The organism is Kaistella yonginensis, assembly GCF_030409525.1.
Taxonomy (GTDB): domain Bacteria; phylum Bacteroidota; class Bacteroidia; order Flavobacteriales; family Weeksellaceae; genus Kaistella; species Kaistella yonginensis.
Genome location: NZ_JAUFQB010000014.1, coordinates 1 through 22,226, shown reverse-complemented (window position 1 = coordinate 22,226; position 22,226 = coordinate 1). Strand labels below are relative to the sequence as shown.

18 protein-coding genes are annotated in these 22,226 nt (G+C 33.1%); 9 read left to right on the top strand and 9 right to left on the bottom strand.

What is annotated here, in order from left to right:
* Positions 1 to 74: 74 nt before the first annotated feature.
* From QWY78_RS05600 to QWY78_RS05585, 4 genes are read left to right on the top strand one after another with little or no spacing between them, the layout of a single operon-like run.
* Positions 75 to 1,808: a T9SS type A sorting domain-containing protein gene (locus QWY78_RS05600; RefSeq protein WP_290217392.1), complete on the top strand. Its 1,734-nt coding sequence runs from the start codon at positions 75 to 77 to the stop codon at positions 1,806 to 1,808.
* A 4-nt stretch (positions 1,809 to 1,812) separates the two neighbouring features.
* Entirely contained in the window at positions 1,813 to 5,211 is a 3,399-nt protein-coding gene (locus QWY78_RS05595) for a hypothetical protein (RefSeq protein ID WP_290217391.1), read from the top strand.
* A 2-nt stretch (positions 5,212 to 5,213) separates the two neighbouring features.
* The gene (locus tag QWY78_RS05590) at positions 5,214 to 8,819 is read left to right on the top strand and encodes a DUF6443 domain-containing protein (protein ID WP_290217389.1); all 3,606 of its coding nucleotides are present in this window, start codon (positions 5,214 to 5,216) and stop codon (positions 8,817 to 8,819) included.
* 3 nt (positions 8,820 to 8,822) lie between these two features.
* Positions 8,823 to 9,308: a hypothetical protein gene (locus QWY78_RS05585; protein WP_290217387.1), complete on the top strand. Its 486-nt coding sequence runs from the start codon at positions 8,823 to 8,825 to the stop codon at positions 9,306 to 9,308.
* A gap of 599 nt (positions 9,309 to 9,907) precedes the next feature.
* On the opposite strand, the gene QWY78_RS05580 is transcribed toward QWY78_RS05585, so the two are convergent.
* Both QWY78_RS05580 and mobV read right to left on the bottom strand, forming a co-directional pair.
* Positions 9,908 to 11,209 carry a DDE-type integrase/transposase/recombinase gene (locus QWY78_RS05580; protein ID WP_290217385.1) on the bottom strand — a complete coding sequence of 434 codons (1,302 nt, stop codon included), beginning with the start codon at positions 11,207 to 11,209 and terminating at the stop codon, positions 9,908 to 9,910.
* A gap of 149 nt (positions 11,210 to 11,358) precedes the next feature.
* A complete protein-coding gene (gene mobV / locus QWY78_RS05575; protein ID WP_290217382.1) occupies positions 11,359 to 12,867 on the bottom strand; it encodes a MobV family relaxase in 1,509 nt (502 codons plus the stop codon).
* Positions 12,868 to 13,374: 507 nt separating this feature from the next.
* Between mobV and QWY78_RS05570 the strand changes: the two genes are divergently transcribed.
* On the top strand, positions 13,375 to 13,503 hold the full coding sequence (locus QWY78_RS05570; RefSeq protein ID WP_290217381.1) for a hypothetical protein: 129 nt from the start codon (positions 13,375 to 13,377) through the stop codon (positions 13,501 to 13,503).
* Between the two features lie 1,146 nt (positions 13,504 to 14,649).
* On the opposite strand, the gene QWY78_RS05565 is transcribed toward QWY78_RS05570, so the two are convergent.
* The 4 genes from QWY78_RS05565 to QWY78_RS05550 are packed head-to-tail and all read right to left on the bottom strand — an operon-like array spanning position 14,650 to position 18,499.
* Positions 14,650 to 15,672, bottom strand: coding sequence for a replication initiation protein (locus tag QWY78_RS05565; protein ID WP_290217380.1), 1,023 nt, complete (start codon positions 15,670 to 15,672; stop codon positions 14,650 to 14,652).
* Positions 15,665 to 16,912: a toprim domain-containing protein gene (locus QWY78_RS05560; protein ID WP_290217379.1), complete on the bottom strand. Its 1,248-nt coding sequence runs from the start codon at positions 16,910 to 16,912 to the stop codon at positions 15,665 to 15,667. Before QWY78_RS05560 ends, QWY78_RS05565 begins: the two co-directional genes overlap by 8 nt.
* Entirely contained in the window at positions 16,912 to 17,667 is a 756-nt protein-coding gene (locus QWY78_RS05555; protein WP_290217378.1) for a hypothetical protein, read from the bottom strand. Before QWY78_RS05555 ends, QWY78_RS05560 begins: the two co-directional genes overlap by 1 nt.
* On the bottom strand, positions 17,657 to 18,499 hold the full coding sequence (locus QWY78_RS05550; RefSeq protein ID WP_290217376.1) for a ParA family protein: 843 nt from the start codon (positions 18,497 to 18,499) through the stop codon (positions 17,657 to 17,659). The genes QWY78_RS05555 and QWY78_RS05550 overlap by 11 nt, the downstream gene beginning before the upstream one ends.
* Before the next feature lie 284 nt (positions 18,500 to 18,783).
* Between QWY78_RS05550 and QWY78_RS05545 the strand changes: the two genes are divergently transcribed.
* Positions 18,784 to 18,996 carry a recombinase family protein gene (locus QWY78_RS05545; RefSeq protein ID WP_290217374.1) on the top strand — a complete coding sequence of 71 codons (213 nt, stop codon included), beginning with the start codon at positions 18,784 to 18,786 and terminating at the stop codon, positions 18,994 to 18,996.
* Positions 18,992 to 19,111, top strand: coding sequence for a helix-turn-helix domain-containing protein (locus tag QWY78_RS14845; RefSeq protein ID WP_353960521.1), 120 nt, complete (start codon positions 18,992 to 18,994; stop codon positions 19,109 to 19,111). The genes QWY78_RS05545 and QWY78_RS14845 overlap by 5 nt, the downstream gene beginning before the upstream one ends.
* Before the next feature lie 61 nt (positions 19,112 to 19,172).
* On the opposite strand, the gene tnpA is transcribed toward QWY78_RS14845, so the two are convergent.
* Positions 19,173 to 19,622: an IS200/IS605 family transposase gene (gene tnpA, locus QWY78_RS05540; protein WP_290217372.1), complete on the bottom strand. Its 450-nt coding sequence runs from the start codon at positions 19,620 to 19,622 to the stop codon at positions 19,173 to 19,175.
* A gap of 114 nt (positions 19,623 to 19,736) precedes the next feature.
* On the opposite strand from tnpA, the gene QWY78_RS05535 reads away from it, so the two are divergent.
* A complete protein-coding gene (locus QWY78_RS05535; protein WP_290217371.1) occupies positions 19,737 to 20,063 on the top strand; it encodes a hypothetical protein in 327 nt (108 codons plus the stop codon).
* Position 20,064: 1 nt separating this feature from the next.
* Positions 20,065 to 20,202, top strand: coding sequence for a hypothetical protein (locus QWY78_RS05530; protein ID WP_290217370.1), 138 nt, complete (start codon positions 20,065 to 20,067; stop codon positions 20,200 to 20,202).
* A gap of 306 nt (positions 20,203 to 20,508) precedes the next feature.
* Here the strand turns inward: QWY78_RS05530 and QWY78_RS05525 are convergent, their stop codons facing one another.
* Complete coding sequence (locus QWY78_RS05525) at positions 20,509 to 20,925, bottom strand: ubiquitination-like system serine protease family protein (RefSeq protein ID WP_290217369.1); 417 nt, start codon at positions 20,923 to 20,925, stop codon at positions 20,509 to 20,511.
* Entirely contained in the window at positions 20,912 to 22,090 is a 1,179-nt protein-coding gene (locus tag QWY78_RS05520; protein ID WP_290217367.1) for a ThiF family adenylyltransferase, read from the bottom strand. Before QWY78_RS05520 ends, QWY78_RS05525 begins: the two co-directional genes overlap by 14 nt.
* Positions 22,091 to 22,226 lie beyond the last annotated feature (136 nt).

Genomic DNA, 22,226 nt, shown 5'->3' with positions numbered 1-22,226 from the left:
CTACGAGTAATAATAGTTGTTTATTTCATAAAAAGTGTTAATTTTCAAGTTCATTAATAAAACACAATTAGCTTATGAAGAAATTCTACATTGGAGTATTCTTTCTATTTGGGATATCTCATCTCCAAGCTCAGGAAACCAAAACCTTGTGGCAAAAAGATATAAAATCTTCTACTCAGGATTTTCTTTCGGGAATGACTGCTACGATTGACCGCCAGATCCTGCTTTCGGGGAGCTCCATCAATCAAAAGTCACAGCAAATTTCAACAGATAATAAACAACCCAACAGAGGTTATGATTATCATGTGGTAAAGCTCGACCAACAGGGCAATAAGGCTTGGGACAAGTGCTTTGGAGGAACAAGACACGATTACCTGATGTCATCTATTGCAACAAAAGAAGGAGGCTTTCTGTTGGCAGGAACCTCATTTTCTAACCAATCGGGAGATAAAAAAGAAAACAATCTTGGAGGTTCAGATGTTTGGATTATTCGTCTCGATGAAAATGGAGAAGAACTCTGGCAAAAAACATGGGGTACAAAAAGCAATGATGAAGCATCATCTGTTGTGCAGTCTGTGGATGAAGGGTTTTTTGTGGCAGGTAATATTAATTCAAATAAGCAATTATTCGGATCAAAAGATGTATTCGTTTCAAAATTTGATAAAGAAGGACAACTCATCAATACCACTATTCTAGGCGGAAAAAGATTAGATGAAGTTCAGGAAATTATACCAGCTAAAGATGGTGGAGTAGTGGTTTTGATTTATTCTACATCTGGGAAAACGGAAAATATCATTGCATTCAATGATGATGAAAATAAACCATCTCAAGAATCTGCGAATAATCAAAATAATCCACAAAAAGAAAATCGAAATCAAGGAATCAATATTCTTGATTCTGATGTATTATTAAACCATAAAAACGGGCAACCTACCACAATTAATTATCAATCAAAAACAGAAGACGGTTTTGGCGCAGGCGATTATTGGGTGGTTAAGTTGGATAAAAACGCCAATGTTGAATGGCAGAAAACCTATGGCGGAAATGATGATGACCGACCGAAAACCATCGCTTTTGCTGAAAACGGATATATCATTTCCGGAGAAAGCAGAAGTAATTCGTCGGGCAATAAACGCGAAAACATCAAGGAAGGAACGGATCTATGGATCATCAATATCGATGAACTTGGCAACGAAATCTGGCAGAAGAACTACAGTTTCGGAAATCGAGATGTTGCCATGAGTTTAGATGTGATCCGACGAACCACTAAAAATAATCAAAGTGAAGACAAAGGATTTTTAATTGGTGGCTACACCCAAGCGGAAGAAAAGATACAGACTGACGATGAGAAATTCTGGATGATTTACCTCGACACCAATGGAAAAGAAGAATGGCGCAAACACGTCGAAGGCAAATCGAAGAAGAAAGAGGAACGCTTAGTATCTGCTAAATTGCAGAATGACGGAACATTTCTTTTGGCTGGAACGAGTGCCGAAGAATTGGGACAAGAAAACTGGAAAATCTTGAAGTTGGGAGATAAAGATCTGGATCATCTCATTGAAAAACAAGACATCCGAATTTACCCGAATCCTGTGGAAGATTACTCTTATGTTGAAATAGGGTTTCCACTACAATATAATGAAGAAGCTGAAATTTTCCTGCATGATATGAGTGGCAGGCAAGTGCAATCAATTAAAACAAAAAATAGAGTGACGAAAATTAATACAAGTGCGCTGCCGCAGGGTGTGTATGTGGTGAGTGCGAATACCAAAACTAAAGTTGTTAATGCTAAAATTGTGAAGAAATAAAATTATGAAAAGAAATAAAATCATAGGGTTTTTCGTATTTGGTTGTACGCTTATCTACGGTCAATCAACAAATTCTTATACTGCAAATATACTCCCACCAACACCAGAAACATTTAATTTTAGTGTGCAAAATACTAATTTTACAAATACACCATCTGGTGATTTTACTTACAATCTCCCGCTTCACGAAATCAATATCAATAACTTTTCCCTACCAATAAGTTTAAATTACAGGAGTGGGGTTAAAATAGATGATTTAGGTAGCAATGTGGGGACATCATGGCAACTGAACGCAGGAGGAGTAGTGTCGAGAGTAGTCAGGGATATGCCAGATGAGTTAGCGCCAAAAAGATGGTTACCTTCAAATCTTACTTTTTCTTCTACTGAGATTGAAGATATAAAAGAAGCCGCTCTGCCAGGCATGTATGTAGATACAGAATACGACTGGTTTAATTTTAATGTGTCGAATGGATTTTCTGGTAATTTTTATTTAGATCAAAATTTAAATCCCATTTATGCAGGTGATGACTATATCATAAAAAAGATTGAACATACTATGCTTGACGGCAAATTATATTTTGAATTTATTATTACAGATAAATTAGGGAATAAATATTTTTTTGGAGGTCAAAAAAAATATGTGGAGGAAACAACTATCATGACATCGAATAACTCAGGTAATAATGACCCGAACCCCAAGCCTCAATCAGCAACGGGATGGTTTCTCCACAAAATAATAACATCATCTGGAAAAGATATTTTATTGGATTACGATACAGATTTTTATAGTTTTTTCTCAAGTGTTGACTCTTCCTTGAATGTAGATCAGGAATGTGCATGTAATGGAGGTAACGGATTACAATACAAAACTTCCATTATAGACAGTAAAACTCTCTCATCAGTAACAGGAAATAGATTAAAATCTATTTCGAGTGATAAAGAAACAATTTTATTTATATATAATAAAGATAGAGATGATGTGACTGGGTCAATCTCTAGTCTACTAACGGCTGTTGAATTAAAAAACAAAAATAATTTATTAGTAAGGAACTTTGTTTTAACATATGACGACTTTATTAAGCCAATTTCAAATTATTATTTTACTGAATCAAATCAAAATACCCGATATAGATACTTTTTAAAGCAAGTACAAGAATTATATTCAAAAGAAAAACATCTTTTTGAATATTATAACCCGTATGATTTACCTGCAAGGTTTAGTCTATCTGCTGATTATTATGGTTATTATAATAAGAAAAACAATAATCGTCCATTTCCGGTAATCAATGATTTTAATTCAAATGAAATCAGAACGATAATTCCTATAATAAAAAATAAAATTCCTACCACTTATATTTCTGCTGATAAAGAGGTTAATCCCACAAGTGTACATTTTGGTAATCTCAGGAAGATTACATATCCAACAGGGGGTACTTCTACAATTATTTATGAGCCGAATAAAACAATGGAGCAATTACCCGTAGAAAATTTTTCTTCATTGAATTTTATGTTGAATAGGCAATGTGAAGATCCAAAGATTATTGAGCAAAAAAAGACAATAACATCGAATGGAGGTGATATCTTTTTAGATGCGATAGCCGCCGTAGATTATTGGAATTGTGGAGAACCGGACGATTTACATGAAGTTTATGGTATGAGTGTAAAGGATCTATCCACAGGTATTGTAATATGGAGCAAAAACAAAAAAGTTAGCGAAGGAGGCTTTACTACTGACATATCCTCTTGTTTTCAGGGAGTTTCTGACTATTGTCCCATCAAAACAGAGGCTGGTAGAAGTTATGAGATTACTTTCAGAGTATCTTCGAAAATTGGTGAAATTTCGGGTACCTTGGATGTTAAATATAATAAGGTTACAACGTTTGAGGACAAAAATGTATTTTATGCCGGATCAAGAGTGCAAAGAATAATTGAAGATAATAATGAAGGCAGCAGCTACAGTAAAAATTATTTTTACAATTCTTATGATGAAAAAAACAGCCAAAAATCTAAGATAAGTTTTTATGTAAAACCTGTTTTTTACTATATTAAATCTGGTGTAAAGAACTGTTATTTTGATTGTGGATGTTATAATTTACCCATAGGCCCCGATAGAACACTATGCATGGGTGGGGTTGACCAAGGGTCAGGTGCTGTACTAGAAAGTATAAGTGTAGGCTATACTACTAACAGCCTTTTTAATTCTTTTAATAACAGAAGTAATAAGCCGTTTTATACTACAATTACTGAAGAAGTAGTAGGAAAGTCATTATTGGAAAGAGTTTTTAATGAGTTTAATGATACACCTGCTCTTACTTTTGTCGGACCCGAAATTTTTAATTTGCCATATTCAAATACAAGTAATTTAATGCAAGGCAAGATCAAAGAAGAACATATATACGAATTCAAAAATAACTCTTACAGTAAAATAAAAACAAATGAATATGCATATGATTTTTCTAAAGATTATATTCTTAAATCTTCAGTTTTTAAACAAAATTATCCTATACCTCCATTTTTTTTAGTGCCACAAGGATATATAGATAATATTTCTATTGCGGAATATTACAACCACTACGGAGAAGCAAAAATGACTCAATCAAGTAAACAGGAGTTTATAAATGCAAATACATTGTATTCAATAACTACAAATAGATACACGAATCAAAACCACTATCAACTCACTTCTCAGAAAACAACCTTCCCTGATTTGACAACTCAGGAAACCACTTATCAGTATTCTCACGAAAAAGGGAATACATTTTTGACAGGTAAGAATATGGTTGGTATACCATTAGAAACAGAGGTAAAGAAGAATGGGGTTGTGATATCCAAGTCGGAAACGAAGTATCCTGTATCTCAGGATGATGCTGATTTAAAAACCTCCGGTCTGCCTTTACCTGTTAGTGTTTCCAGTCTTGATTTGCAAAGCAATGCCATGAATATGGGAGTTTTATATAAAAAATACGACAGCCACGGTAACCTTTTGCAGTATAACCTGAAACCTGATGTCAATGGTAATTCGGGGAATCCTGTTACTATCATCTGGGGTTACAATAATACCCAGCCTATCGCTAAAATAGAGGGGATTGGATATGATGCTCTTATGGCGATTTCAGGAATCTCTGCGATGATTACGGACTTGCAATCCAAATCAGCGGATGACGTAAGTGATGCCACGGAACAAATCCTTATTGGGGCATTAGACAGTTTCCGTACAAACTCTCTGCTGGCCGCATATCAGATCAGCACTTACACCTATAAACCGCTTATTGGAGTCAGCAGTATTACACCTCCCTCGGGAATCAGAGAGATTTACAAATACGATACCGCGAACAGACTTCAATCGGTGGTTGATGTAGACGGAAATATACTAAAAGAATACAGCTATCAATACAAACAGTAAACATGATGAAAAAACTTTACTTCACCTTAAGCATGGGATTGTTTGTAAGCTTACATTCACAAACAGTATTGCCCAGCGGTCTTTCAGGTCTTACCACTGAGAACTATGTTTACAGCCGAACCTATCTAGATTCTACTACCACGAGCAGTACGGGTGTACAGCAAATACAGAACGTCACGTACTATGACGGACTGGGTCGGCCTAAGCAAAGCGTAGCGGTTAAAGCAACGGCAAAGGGCAATGATTTGGTAACTATCGTCCCTTACGATGGATTTGGGCGGCAGGTGAAATCTTATCTTCCTGTCTCCATGGTCAGTAAAGATGGAGGAATCCAAGCATTGGATACAATTGGTGTGGTCTCCTATTATACCACTTCCCCAAACAGTACTACAAAAGATTTTGATCTTATCGATGCAAACCCGTTCTCTCACAAAATTTTGGAGAGTTCGCCTTTAGACCGGATACAGCAGCAGATCCAGCCGGGTGCGGCGTGGAGTACTAAGCCTGTAGCCTTTGGATATGAAACCAATATAGGTAATGAAGTATTAAAATTTGGTACTATTGATCTTGTTCCTTGGAAAGCTGGAATTACTAATAATATGCTCTCCCTAACAGTTGGTGCTGAATATTATCCAGCCAATCAGCTTTATAAAAACAAAGTGACAGATGAAGACGGAAATATCTCTTATGAGTTTAAAAATGGAGAAGGACAAACCATATTGGTAAGAAAAATGGAAGGGACAACTGAAGTAGATACTTATTATGTTTATAATGAATACAATTTACTTGCCTATGTTATTTCTCCATTGGCATCAGAAGCAATAAAGAATAATCTAAGTATTGATTTGAGTTCAGGTGGTAATACATTATCCCACCTGTGTTACCAGTATAAATATGATGGTAGAGGCAGGTTAGCGGAAAAGAAACTTCCCGGTAAAGGCTGGGAGTATATGGTGTATGATCAGCAGGACAGGTTGGTTTTAAGCCAAGATGCTAACTTGAGATTAACCACCAATAACTTTAAAGCCAAAGGCTGGCTTTTTAGCAAATATGATGTATTTGGGAGAGTAGTGTATACAGGATTCTTTCCGAATGGAGCAAACAGAGCTGCGATGCAGAATGCCTTAAACAGTATGCAACAAAATCCTGGTAATAATGAAGTAAGAACTACCTCACCAACCGTTACGCTTCAAGGAATGTCATTGTATTACAACAACCAGGGTTTTCCGACGGGAAACAAAACATTGCTTTCAGTCAACTATTATGATACCTATCCTGTAGATACACCCTATCCAGAAAACAATAAGATACAGGGAACCCCAATTCTGGAAGATATTTTTCCTGCTGGAGTAACTCAATCCACCAAATCTCTGCCCACCGCATCTTTTGTTAAAAACATAGAAGATGACAACTGGACAAAAAACTACAGTTTCTACGATAGAAAAGGCAGAGCGATTGGAGGGCATTCCATCAATCACCTCGGCGGTGATACCAGAACAGAAAGTATTCTCGATTTTACCGGGGTTCCAAAGAAAGTATTTACCTATCATAGCAGGCAAAGCTCACGCACCCCAACGGTCACCATAGAAGAAACCTTCACGTATGACCACCACAACCGTTTACTAAAGCATGAACATCAGGTCAATAACCAATTGCCTGAAATATTGGCAGAAAACACCTACAATGAAATTGGACAATTAAAAACAAAAAAAGTTGGTAACAACATTCAGGAAATTGATTATGCATATAATATCCGAGGTTGGATGACCGCTATGAACAATCCTGCGAATGTTATTACGATGGGTAATGATCTTTTTGCATTTACCCTACGATATACTGATAAAATAGGATTAGAAACCCCTGATGTCCTCAATAACCCTACCTTAAAAGTAAAAGGCAGATACAATGGAAATATCGCAGAAATTGATTGGAACTCCGTAGATGAAGCAGGAGTTCCTCCATCAAATAGCCCATACCGTTACGGATATGTTTATGATGGACTCAATCGTTTAAAAGCAGGCTTTTATCAGGATCCCGGAAACCCTGGAAAAGGAACCAATAACGAAATTATTGATGAATATGACGTGAATGGAAATATTATAAAACTGAAAAGATTTGCTTGGCGACCGAAAGTTTCCACCCCTGCAAAAATAGATGACCTTACCTATACCTACACAGGTAATAAAGTTACAAATATCGCAGACACTGGAAACTCCAGTGGTTATGAAGGAGGCAACGGTTTGATACAATATGATGACAACGGAAATATGTATACAATGCCCGATAAAGGCATTACCAATATTACCTACAACTACTTGAATCTGCCTTCACAGATTACTCAGCAAAATATCACCCAGTATCTTTACCGAGCAGATGGGGTGAAGCTCAAGAAAGCCTATACCGTAAATAACGCAACAGGAAGTCACATCATCAATTCAGAATATCTAGACGGATTTCAGTATGTTACCCAAAACGCGTTGGCAAGAGAAGCATTAAGCGAGACTGATGATCATACATTGAGTGCCAGAACCGCAGGAGAAGAAGAAGCTTTTGTTGCTATAGATAACTTGATTGAAGTGCCTGGTACCCCTGATATGCGAGCGATGGTTCTGTCTTTTTTTCCTACAGCCGAAGGATTTTATGATTATATGAAAAAGCAGTATATTTACCAATACAAAGATCATTTGGGAAATGTAAGATTGAGCTACAGCAAAAATACTACTACCAATGAATTAGATATTTTGGATCGGAATGATTTCTATCCTTTTGGGATGAATTTTCTAGGATATCATTCTGTGTTTGATGCGATGGGAACACCGTACAACTACAAGTACAACGGTAAAGAACTTCAAGAGACGGGAATGTATGATTACGGCGCGAGATTTTATATGCCGGATATTGCAAGATGGGGAGTTGTTGATCCACTAGCGGAGAAGTATCCGAGCCTTTCTCCATATGTGTATGTGGCGAACAATCCGATAGGTAATATAGATCCTGATGGAAGAGATATACTTCCTGTACTTTTAAGAAATATTAGTGGAAAGGGAATGGCAATAAGAGAGGAGTATAGAAGTTATAACGCTGTTATTAAAGCGATGTCTGATTTTGGCAAAACAACATACGGTAGAGAATTTATAGGTAATTTCTTAGAGAAAGGAACCCAACAATATGGAGTTAAAGGCAATGGTAAATATGCTAACTATACATTAGAAATTAAACAATTTGACTTACCAGAAGGTTCATATCAATATAATTATATGGAAGGTGCTGAAGGTTATTTTAATGCGGTCGAAGTTGATGGAAAATTACATATAGTTATGGGTATAGACGCAAGGGATAAAGACCCTCAATCTTTAGGAGAGACAATAACCCACGAATTAGCATTGCACGGATATAAAGTTGAAGATATTATCAAGGCATATGAAAAAGGAGGTATTGAAGCTGTTAATAAGATGATGCCAAATGATAGAGGAGATTCTGATCATAAAGCACTAAAAAATAATAATCAAAATCACAAAGGTGTTAATAAATACAATCAGACAAAAAATGAACTGATTAAAGTTAATCCTGAATATAAACAAGAATTCGAAGAGGCAAAAAAAGAATAATTTATGAAATTAAGAAAATATATTTTGTATGTTTTATTTGCTATACTTATGTCTTGTAGTAAAAAGGATAATGTGAAATTCACTAGCAATTTTCCTGAAGAATATGAAGTGAATTATAGTAAGGACACAATAAAAATAGTTTTTAAACATTTGAAATCTAAAACCATAGATACATTGATTTATGCTAAAATGGGAAATGATTTTTTTGAAGTAGATAAAAAAAATAGTAAAAAATTATTTTTTTCAACAAGCAAGGATACTTTATACTCTATAAATGATGGAAGTTTTTTATATAAAACCAAAATTAAAAAGAATAAGGATTTGTCATTTAAAACATCTACAATTTTAGTAAATGATTTAGGAAAAGAAGTTATATTGTCGTCATTTTACTATGATAAGGATTATAGAATATTAAAAATAGAAAAACAGCAAGCTACAATTATTTTTTTACCACAAACCATCCCGCTCTGCGAAGTCTCCCGACTTTGAGCAATAAAAAAAAGAAAACGCTAACAGTAAAAGGTTAGCGTTTTTTGTTATAAAAGATTAGATGTTTTTAATTTTATCTTCACCACTTTTGGCGTGTAAAATGGCAAGAATAGTAATGGTTTGTTCTTCTACCAAGAAGTAAATGGTAGTGTTTCACTAACTGTGTAAGTTGAAAAGTTATTCTGAAAAATTTTGAGCCTTCAAAAGCTCAAAACTTTTTCGGAAATAACTTTTTACTATTTTTAAACTTTATACAGTTATGATCGACAAAGAAGAATTATTAAACAACAAGGATTTCTACAAATCCTTCAAGAGTGGAGAAGATTTAACCTCTTTCTTCAAAACAATGCACAAACGAGCCGGGCTCCGTCTAATAACTATTATCTTTAAAATTATTTTCCTGTTTTTCATAAAGCGCAATATTCATAGCTATTACAAAGAAAAATAATTTCTTTAATCCTCGGTTCGAAAATTCGAACCGAGGATTTTTAATATTGCTTAGATTTTTTTGTATTCCAAAAATCCTGTTTTACAGTAAACTATATTTTTCACTCCTAAAAGTTAGGTGAAAACATTTACTTTTTAAGTGGTTTTCACGTTCAAATGCACCCTTTTCCACAAGAATAATTTTGGTTTTCTTGTGTTCTTTGTTGGTTCAGTTTATCAAATAATAATTTCGCATTTTTCAGTTCAGGACTGTTGTGAATTTCATCGGGTGTATAGATTTTATGAACGTAATGTGGTTTTTCAGAATTATATTCGTTTATAGATTTCGAAATATAATCGGGTAGTTCCTTTTCTGTTATTTCTCTGTCTTTCAAGTAGGTTTGTTTCAAAATTCGGTTGTTGCCTTCTATCAAACTATTAGAAAATAAAACGTCTTTTAACGCAATTTTTTTATGAATTCCTACTTTACAATTTTTAATAAATTCGTGGATGGTAACATTGTTATTTTCACTTCCACCATCAACAATCAGATCAAGTTTTTCTATTTCATTTTTCACAATCTTCTTTTCTAAAAATTGCTCATTGATTGCGCTTTTCAAACTATTCAATCTTATTTGTCCCGACAAATTTTCACTCACATCCCAAGCCAATATTTTTCGAGAAAAATTATCCATCACTGTATAAATGTACATCATTTTATGATCCGTAGTTTTATATCTCGTAACATCCATATGCCAAATTTCATTCGGTTTTTTGGCACTTACAGAAGTCCGCTTTCGAAATCCCTTAAATTTTTTTCGCTCTTTTCCCAACCCTAAAAGCTTTGCATAATAATACCAACTTTGCACCGACATTGATATTTCCCCATCTTTTACCGCTTTTCCCCAAACTGAACCGCTGCTCCAATGCAAGTGTTTTTTTTCCTTCAGTAGATTTTTCATGGTTTCAATTTCTTTCCTACTGATTTGTCGGCTCACTCTTTTGTAACACAGCCAAATAAGGGATTCTTTGCACTCATATTTTTTCATTTTCTGCCATTGCCCAAATTGATGAGGAGATATTTTTAGAAGTTTCAAAATCATTTTCTTATTTACCGAATCTGAAATCATCTTTTCAATAAAGGGTAAAAGTGTTTTCCGATGAGTTTTCAAAAGTTTCTGAAAATTTTTAATTCCCAAGATATTTAAAACCAAAAAATAGAATTTGCAGAAAGAAACAAAAACTTTCCGCAAATGTTTTGCCCTCATATCTGCAATTATTTTAAGTTCCTGTAAACTACAGTTTGAAATATCTTCATACTCGGAACCACAAAAATTTTCTGCTTTTTTCGTTTTCCAATAATGAGAAGTTGTTTTGGGAATTTTATCTAAAAATGCTTCGGGAAATATTTGCTTTTCTATCCCAAGAGAATAGCAAAGCTTCACATTACTGTGGTAAGTGATATAATGATTCAATATAATTTTTTTTCAAAATAAATATGCCTTTCTTAAAGAAATCAAAAAATTACACACCTTACATCCAAAATTTTCACCCGAAAATAATCTGATTAAATTTCAATTTATGAATATTATTGGAGTCGGCTTGCCGATGCTACAGAAAAAAATCACCGGCTAAATCCTTTTCCTTTCTTTTTTTCTTCTTCTCTATGCTGTAAATCATATTCTTCCGGATTCGTTAAGCGCAGAATTTCTTTCCTGGCATTTGCTTTCACTTCTTCGATATGCCCTTCTTTTTTCCAAACTTGGTATTGCGCTATTCGTTGTGATAGATACTCCAAATAATCGCACTCGTGTTTTCCGTATTTTGTTGCTAATTCCAAAACTTTTTCGTCTGGAAATACGTTCTTCAAAAAATGAATGGTCTCAATATTAATGCTCGGTATAGAAATAGGTTCTTCCTTATCTATTCTATCGAGAAAATTTAATTTAAGCTGTAAATCTGCAATTTCAAATTTTTTCTCTTTAATTGCATCAATCAAATTATTCTGAATCGTTTCTCGCTCTCCGATGAGTATAGAGAGTTTTTCTTGAACAGCAGTACTTTCCAACATATCTTTTTTGATATTGTCCTTAAGATTTGTTGCCCTTACTAGAAATTGAAATTGCTGAAGAAATAAGCCAGAAACTTCAGAAGACGGAACAATTTCTTCAGCAATTTCAATTTGTTGTCTCACATTTAAATTTAAGGTGTTCAAAATTCTTTCATTAAATTTCTCTAAAATGAAATTCTCTCGAGACTTTTCATAAATATCCCGATTAATAATCATGTTATCTTTTTGAATAGTCGAGTTTTTGAACTTACCCTCAAAATGCGTATTGGTTACAGAAGTCCTTTCAATATTTTTTTTCAACTTCTTTATTTCTTCTGCATTGGCTCTGTGGGAGGTTTTAAAAGACACCAAATGTTCTTTTAATATTTCAATAGTTTTATCCTTATCTATTCCTATTTCAATACCCATTACCTTTTTTTTGGCTTCGATTCCCTCTGTATTATTGCCGTCTTCTAGTGCCGAATTAATTCTCCCATAATACTCCCGAGCTTCTTCATGTTTAATCCCTGTACTTTTTAATCCTCTATTTAACCCGAAAGGCTTCATGGCTTCTGCATACCGATCTTGCCGGGTTTGCATGGATTCTCGATTTCCGATAATCTCTTTTGCCGAAAGCCGTCCATCTGAAGTGAGATTTACCGTTACAGCATGAATATGAGGGGTTTTCTCATCTCGGTGCAAAACAAACCGAACGATATTCTCTTTGCCAAATTCGGAACAAATAAATGCCTGATTGGCGGAAATCCATTTTTCTAATTCCTTGGGTTGGGCTTCTATTTCTTTCATTCTTTCATGACTCCCAGTGAGAATATGGGTAGTGTATTTTACAGCATCTTTTCGAATCGCTTTCTGCGTTTTGTAGCCCTCTGAAATTCTTTTTTCGATGGCGTGATGAAGTGGAATTTTACAAAGTGAGGTAACTTCAATATGCTGATTTAAGTGTTTTCGCTCCGGATCCGCATGCTTATATGAATGTTCTTTTCCTTCTGCTCGATCGATATGATGACCTATTCCTCCGGAGGAAACTTTTCCTTTTTCTGAGTGATAAACAGCGTAACTCATCTTGTGTTTTTAATGTAAAAATGTTTTTAAATTCTCTCTCAATTCTTCCTGCTTTTTTTTCTTTTCTAAAGCAAATCTGGTTAAAGAAATCAAAAAAAATCAGCGAATTTTCTCTTTAATATATTTCAAAACTTGTCTTTTCTGACTGGTAAATTCACTCCAAATAGAGTGAATTTTTAGCCTCGCAGAGCCCACGATTTTGACATTTTGGAGCGTAGCGGAAAAATACAAAGTCTAGCGGGCTATTCTTTATCTTCATTAAAGCCAAATGTACGTAAAATAATACTCCCTCAAAATTATAATGTTCTTAGTGAATTATTATAATTCCTCAATCCTCTAATCATACTAAATGTAAGATGAAGTTATTCTTTCTTACCTGCCAAAAAAGTATAAGCAACTTGTATAAAATAAAACCATGTCAATTCTTACTACCAGCGAAAAATAAGCACAGGTCAAAATGACCTACTTGTATAAGATAGCACTAACTTAGTAGTCAGAAAAATTAAAATGACTAATCAAATAATTGGAAAATTTATATCTCAGATTTTAGAAAATAATAATGAAAATCTATCTGAAATTGTATCTGTAGTTTTCAAATTTTCTAACCAAATTTCGGAAGCTGAAAAAACCATTTAAAAAAATGAAATTGAAAAAATTATTCCTGTCGAAAATTCCCCAAGTATAAAAAATAAAATTTTTGCGGTTCTTTTTTCCATTGGGAATAATTCCAGACAATTAAAAAAAATTGGATTTTCTGACCAAGAAATTAAAGAAGCTTTTAATGATCATTTCGATAAGGCGAAAAATAGCGACTTTATGAAATCCTTAAAATCTTAAAAAAATAGGGTAACATTTCTATTTAAAATAGTGCATAATGAATACAATAGATATTAAGAAAAAATCTCTCTCTTTGAAGTTAAATTCCAATCTTCATTCTCACATTGAAAACTGGCAAAACAAGAAAATAGAAGTTTAAATAATTTTATTGAAACCACTCTTTTTGATGCTTTAAATTAGAACCAAACGAAGAAACTAAATTAGGTATCGTAGAATCCGAAAAAAAGAGCCACTCTAAAAAAGATATTCAAGCACCGAACAACTATTTAAGATTTGGATAATGAATTATAGCACAATTCCCTCCAAACGATTCAAAATGAAACTATAAAAATACTTTAGAGAGGAAGGTATTTAACTTGTATGATAATTTTATTTGCATATCCAAGCAATCCTTACAGATAATTTGTAAGGATTGCCTTTTCAATAAAATCAAAATTTTACATATTTCATTATGCAGGACGTCGTTAAATTGAAAGGCTTTTTTACTCTTAAAAATTAGAATTTTGCTAATACTTTCCTTTAATATATAAAATTATTTAATTATATGCAATGATATATTTTATATATTTAAATAAATATGTATACTTTAATATTAAATCTTTACGGAAACATTATCCATTTTTACACCTCAAATTATAGAATACTTAAAATCAAAGGGTTGCTGGTTTTCAATCAATTATAGAATTGTTTTCCCCTTGTTTTTATCCACATTTATTAGTTTTTTTAATAAATAATAGAATTAGTTATAATTAATATAATTAAGAGGCAAGTGTAGCTTCTTTGTTAAGAGCTTCTGTTACTGTATTTGTTGAGAATAAAACGACTAAAACACGGAAACATTATCCCATAATACGGAAACATTATCCATTTTCTACGGAAACATTATCCTATACTACGGAAACATTATCCTAAAATACGGAGACATTATCCTAAAATACGGAGACATTATCCCACTTTCTCCAGTAAAGTGAATACAGCCTTAATATATGCCTCACCCTTTAGTTCTAAATCCACTCTCCGCTTTAGATGTTTCGATAATTCTTTGTACCCTTTTACCTCATACAGTTTCTTCATAATTCTCAATTGTGGCTCATTGAGCGATCTCTGTTTTTTAAGATACTTCAATGCTCTGTCTATTTGTAAGGCATCAAGGTTTGGGTAGTTGTTATCGAACCCAATGGCATTCGTAGTGCTATACAATACAAAGTTGTAAATACCCTCCTTATAACTGTAATTAAAGCTTATGTCATTATAACTGTCGAGATCTGCTTTTACTCGTGTTAAAAAGTCTCTTTCGAACCTATAATAACCCTCATATTTATTAATTGGGATCGATAATTCTTTAAGTAGCTGTACATATTCCTTAGATATACTACCTTGCTTTTTAAATTTAACCAACCACATCAAAAATCGTAATGTGTTATTAGTTGAAGTATTGAAAGAAAGATCTTTTTTGATAGAGTAATATTGAGTCATATTCAATAAATGCTTCAAAACTGCTTTATCCATTTTGAAGTAAATGTTTTTTTTATTCCAACTGGGTTCTAGGATGAATGGTACTGCTTTGTAACCATTGATGGTTTCATCTTTTAGCCTTAGCCAGTTAATATTTGTCATATTAACCAAAGCTTCCTGTATAGTGTTGTTTTTCATCTTCCTGCCCGGATTAATATCCTGTATAGAAACCGAAAAATCCACAAGTCCTTGATGTGCCCAGCCTTCAAAATAATCATCAAAAGAAAGTTGCCTTTGTTGGCTTTCATCTTGCATTGGGGATTTCACGCTTATAAAAAGAGATTGCTCATCTTTGATTGCTGATAGAATCATGGTAATAATCCTTTGTTCTATGATTGAAGTTTCTTGGGAAATAAGAATTTCTCTGAAATCATTAGAAATTAATACTTTTTTTCTTGGTTTTGAAGTGAGCGCCTCTTTCCGGGGAATTATATTCGTATCTTTTTTAGCCATTTTCTGTGTTTTTAGAGGTAATCAAATCTTCGTTAAAGTCTTTATTTATAGGTGTTTTAATAGTGATGAAATTATCCAAATTCCATAAACGAAAAAGCAAATCTGTGAAAAATTTAATAGATTCTTTAGAATTACCAATCATAAAGTAATGGGTAACGCTATTTGGGGATAATGTTTCCGTAAAGTAAGATTGTGGCAGCTCTGAATCTTCCTTTAATTCATGTTTCTGGTCGGTTTTCTGAAAAAATTGTTTTAAAATTTTAATTGGTGAATCTTCATATAATTCTGATATTTCTATGGTGATATTATTTTTTGCTTTTTTTATAGAATTAATACAAGGTATAAAAGCCGTAATGATGCACAGATTGAAATAAAATCCTGCCGAATCATTATCATTACACAAAAACACCTTTTTAAATTGATTTATTTCAAAGTATGCTTTTATTAATTGGGCTTTCCTAAAACCCAGTTCTCCGTTGGTAGAAACATATTGTATAGACTTTTCATTATAAATTTCATGAAAACTAATGGCGTCAAAAATACTTTCAAAAATGGATAATGTTTCCGTGTGTTCTGTAAATTGAGAGAAAGTAAATCCTACTCCGTTTTTAGAATCCTTATCAAACCATTTTTTATTAAAGTATTTGTCATCACTTGTTTGAACCCGATTTATTCCCACAACATTTCCTGCAATATCCTTAATGTAGAAGCCTAAACTTTCTGTACCTGATGTTTTGTAGGTGAAGAAAATAGTGTGGAATAATGCTGAAGAAAGTACTTTCTGAGATAGCTTTCTGAAAGAAATAAGATACGGAAGATGCTGTTCTATTTTTGGGATAATGTTTCCGTAAATCATGTATTTTTTGGTTTCTACAAAAGGTTCATGGAGATTGGACTGCATATTAATTGATTTAAAAACCTGTTCTGATGTTGCAATTCCTAAATAATCTTTTAATTCTCTATTGATTTCTTCTGCAGAAGCATCAACATTTTTTAAAATTCTTTTTTTTATAAACTGTATAATGTCTCCGCTATCATTATAAACAATAGAATAATACATTTTTATCCCGGTTCTTTCATGTTTGAAAAAACGGATAATGTCTCCGTCTTTTGATGTAGAGTTCTGAACATACGCTTTTTTGTACTTGTCAAATTGATATGCCACACCCTGCTTGAACAGAAAATACTGCTCCAGATCTACTTCAGCTTTTATCCTTTCCCAGTCGATCGAATAAATCATCAAGAATTTACTTTAGCCTTTCTACCTCTCTGTTTTTCATCTTCTCTTATATAATCGGGTCTCGGTTGAATATTTTTACCATATTTTTTTTTCAATTCTATAATTCCTAATTCCAAAAGATCCCAATCTTTATAATACAAATCTCCTTCTACCACTTTATTATAGGTTACATCTTTTATAAATTCAAAATATTGTCCTGGAATATAAACAGTAGTTGTTGTATCATAAATTTCATCAGAATTACGCTTTCGTCCACCTTTCTTCGTTTTTTCTTGATCTCTGATGAATTCTGGTCTAGGTTTAATATTTTTAAAATTATTCTTCAAAAGCTCTAATGCTTCTACAAGTGCTTCTGATTGATTATAGAATATTTGTCGCTCTACAGTTGCTTTATAAAAGACTAAATTTTTTATAAATTCTAAAGAATCTGCTTTTAGAAAAATGGTGAATGTTCGTTTTGCTAAATCCTCATCCATCGTTTTTGCATAAATATTCTTCTTCTCCTCTCCTACTTGTGACTGCAAAAGACTTTTAGCATCCAAAATTTCTTTTTTAACGGGTCTATTCTTTTTAACTATTTTGCTACTTTCTGCCACATCATTGCTTTTCACTTTAGAAACCTGTTCAACTACCAATTTTTCAGTATGATTTTCAATTTTCACGGAAACATTATCCTCTTTTACTGTTTCATCATCTTTAATTTCATCTGCTTTCTCCTTTAAAGATTTAAAGTTTTTAAATAAATTAGTATTCATACTTTTTAATTTTAGATTTTATTTCTTTCACCAAATTCTTATAATCTTCTGCTGCACGACTTTCAGTATTTATCTGAAATATATTTTTGCCTTCTTGCTTCGCTTTTTCTACATTCATATCCTGTCGGATATAAGTTTTCAGAAAATATTCATTAGCATCTTTATCTTGGGTAATAATTTCAGTATACTTTCTAAAATTCACCGTATTGGTTAAAACCTTATTAAAGAAAAACCCTAAAAACTCTAGTTTTGGATTGTATTTTTCTTTGATATTGAGAAAAGCAGGCAATAAATTATCAATTCCCGCAAAAGAATACTGTTCTGCTTCTATTGGTGAAATAACGTAATCTGATGCACAAAGAGCCATTTCTCCCAACGTTAACTTTTTCATTAAAGGTCTTGGAGGACAATCGATCAAAACATAGTCAAATGGCATCTGTTCTAAAAGATTTTGAAGATTAATTTTAAGAGTATCTCTATTGTAGTCTTCTTCTTCTTCTAATAGTGCATCTCCGGCTAAAATATAAACGTTTGAACTTCCATGATGTTTTAATTTAAATTCTCCATTATTATCCAGAAAATTTTTCACTGTATAAGAAAAATTATCTCCTATACCATAGCCCATTGAAAGATTTTTTTGACTGTCAAAATCAATCAGTAAAATGTTTGTTCCTTTTTTTTGCGCTAAAGCTGCTCCCACATGAATTGCTGTGGTAGTTTTACCCACTCCTCCCTTTTGGGTAATAATTGAAATAATCGACATATATAAAATAATTGCATTATTCAAATATACATAATATTTTAATATAATAAATAATTTAATTTTACGCAATATATTATTTTATATATTTATTTCAGATTTAAAAACATTTTTCCATTATAATCCTATTTTATTTCTTACATATTACCAATATAGAAAATTAATATAATATTTACAATAGATAAATTTATATATTTATTATATTATATTTTTTTTGGAGGTTTTGCCTAAATAGTCCAAATTTTTAATTATCTATCAATCTTTCGCACAAACCTTCCTTTTTGCAACATTTCCGAAACTTTAAAAAATCTCTATTTTTTTTCGGTTGCAATAATATATCGCAAAATAAATTTTATTTGCGACAGGTTTTTGCAATTATTTGTAGTTTTACTTTGGAATTTTATTTTACAAATTATGCTTATAGGGAATCAACATCTGCAGGAAAAATGATGATGCAAATGGTAGGAGTATGTGCAGAATTTGAAAGAGGCATGCTGAAAGAAAGAACGCTAAAAGGTTTGCAATACGCCAGGGAACAAGGTAGAATTGGGGTTTTAAACCGAAATTAAGCCCGTTCAAACAGAGAAAATTATTAAACTTAAAAAAAATGGAAAGTCCGCTGCGGAATTAGCCGAACTTTTTAATGTGCATAAAGCCACAATTTATAGGATTTTAAAAAATTAAAGGCATAGAAGTTCTTTATCTTTGCTAATAAACTACCCCGAGGCAAGCCTCGAGGTATTGGTTAATCCCATAATTTGAGTTGCTCACCGTGGATTTTTTTATACTCTTTTTCTTTTCCTTGATTTTCAATATACCTCCGAATAACATCTTTATTTCCATATTGACCAACTGTATTAGCATAATAACCGCTTGTCCACAAATTTCCTCCCCATAAAATTCTCTTTATCGCAGGATGTTTTTTAAATAATTCTCGTGCACTCAAACTTTTTATCAATGTCACTAATTTAGATACCGAGATGCTTGGGACACTTTGAACTAAAAAATGAACATGATCCGACTCGTAACCAATCTCTACAAATTGAACTTCATAACGTTCTGAAATACCAATGCATATTAATTGAAGGCTCTCTCCTATTTCCTTCGTTAATACTTCTCTCCTATATTTCATTGGAAAAACCAAATGATATAAAAGCAAACTTTTATTGTGCTTTTTGTAAATATGCTCATCCACAAATCAAATTTACACTTTTTCAAAATGTGTTGAAAAACCCTCCGTTTTTCAAACTTTTCCGCTTTGACCCCGAGGCAAGCCTCGAGGTATTCTCTTTGAATAAAATTAAAACGTATGCAAATTATCCTTATTCGAGGAACGATGAATTCCGGTAAAACAACAACTTCAGGACTAGTGTATTCTGAATTAGTTAAGATTTCAGAAAAGGAGCACACATTTAACGGAAAGAAAGTTACCAAAAACAGTCTGCAGTTCAATAAGAAAAATGAGGTAATAGATTTTACTTCAATTTTGATCATCAGAAAATTGAAAGTTGGGATAATAAGTGCAGGGGATATTGCTACTGATCTGAAATGTAATATTGAAATAATGATTAGTTTAGATATTGATATACTAATTTGTTGTACTCGAAGTCGAAATCAAAAAGGTTCATCTTATTAGAATGATTTCAGATGATTTTTCGAAAGAACACGAAATCATCGGAGAGTTTTGGACAGAATTTAGTAATGATTACGAACAAAAAGACAGCGTAAAACAAACAACTGTAAAAAAAATAATTGATTTAATAAAAGTAATCTAAGAGCTTGTGTACGCAGATTGATATAGTTTACGATATAACTACGAGCATAGAATTCTGGGTAAGCTTCATTGTAGAGAGATTTATTAATGAATGCCTAAAACTTAAAACTGTGAATATAATTAAAAGCGTAATTGTCGGAGTGGGTGCTATTGTGTGGAGCCATACACAAATTCGACTCGTAGGATTGATTAGACGAAATTAATTTACAAGATGATAGTAAGGGGGTTCGAATCCCCCTTAAATTTGGTATTATCCATCCATAAGTTACGTGGGGAATGCTTAAAAAATAATCATTCAGCCCCAGATTTAGAATTTAAAGTATTTTAATATTTTTTTCCACATAGAAGTCTGTTCACCTTCATCAACAATTGGTCCTACTGGTGGAATCTTTGTTTCTTTAAAATATTCTTCCTTACGTTCCATGTCATTTTCTCTCCCTAAAAATATTTGATGTTTTTTCCAGTGGCCTGCAAATTCAATTTTATTATTTCTTATCCAATAGTGAGACTGGCACTCAAAGTTCCAATTGCCAATAGAGGGATGAAGCGTAACTGCCTTACCATTAAAAGTCAATTTCCAATCCGTCGGAGATAACGGAGTCACCACTTCATTACCGCAACCACATATACATTTATGTATCGCAGTGCAGTATTCGATTGAGATATACAAAACACCTTCTTCAGCCTTCTCAGGAATAAACTCAACAAACTTATGCTGTAACATCTTCATTGAAAATTTTAGATACACCAATAGAATATGAGCTGTGATGCTCATTTTCCAAATCAACATAAATTCCTGATATCTTCTTCCATTTCAAAATAGCAAAAATAGCATTCAATGCATTCAGTTCAGCTATCTGAATGTTGGTGGCATATTCGTTATTGTCAGAGTCTTCCGAGAAAATACGGAGAGGTAGATGATCGTTTTTTTCACGTGTAGCAGAAGTAACCCTTACAGCACCAGTAAGCTTGTCATCAACGACATTAACCCCCAAACCAACATCGGAAAACGCTACACCAACACTTACCAAATAATCGGTTATTAATTTTCTTGCAGCATTCCGATCAACACAAACAAATACATAATCCATTTGATCTAGTTCTTTCAAGTTTTCTTCTTTTACATAATAGTCATGCGCGTGAATATACTTGTGCATGGATGAGTACAATTTTTGGTAATAAGACACCTTTCTCGGGTTTTCGCATAAATCATTCATTGACGCTGCACCGGGAGAACGGAAAGCATTGTGCTGGTCAAAGCTATCCCCATCATATAGATGAATTCCTTTTACAGGAGTTTTTGCTACCAAATCCAAAATATACGCTCCCGTACCACCCAGTCCAATAATTGCAATTTTCTGCATTTCTAACTTGGCATTAATCACTTCTATATTTGCACGGCTAGAATTAGTATCAATGTATTGAAATACAGTTTCATTACCACTGTCTGGTATGACCTTAAAAGTTTTTTCCGTAGCTGATGGGTCTAGATATTTCGCAGGCGCAGTAATGATATCTGCATACCTCTTTACTTTTTCATAGTAGTTCGGATATCCAGCAACAGGTTTATTTGAAAAAGATCTGTTTACCGTAACCTGAGAATTTAGTGCAGAATTAGTATTACTATGCTGGATTGCTGTAATGACTGTGCCATCAATTTCACAGGGGTTATCACCAATAAAATATATAACATGGTTATCCGGTGTTCCCGTTTGTTCACTACTACTTAATGTAAGCGTACTTACCAGTATCCCATATTGGATTTGCATGTTTTGATCTATAAAGGGTATATGGTGGATAAGTAAATATCCACCACGTACCTCTATCTCATAACCTTCCTCTCTTAGACGTTTAAGGTCAGGACTATGATTTATCAGTTGCTGTGACATCGAAGATCATTTTATTTTTTACACGAACAAAAGCACCTTTAACCATAGTGCCTTCTGATTTTGGATCCCAGCCTCTGCTATAAGTAACAGTATAACCCTTATTTGGATTATTATCATATGATCCGAAAGCTAAGGC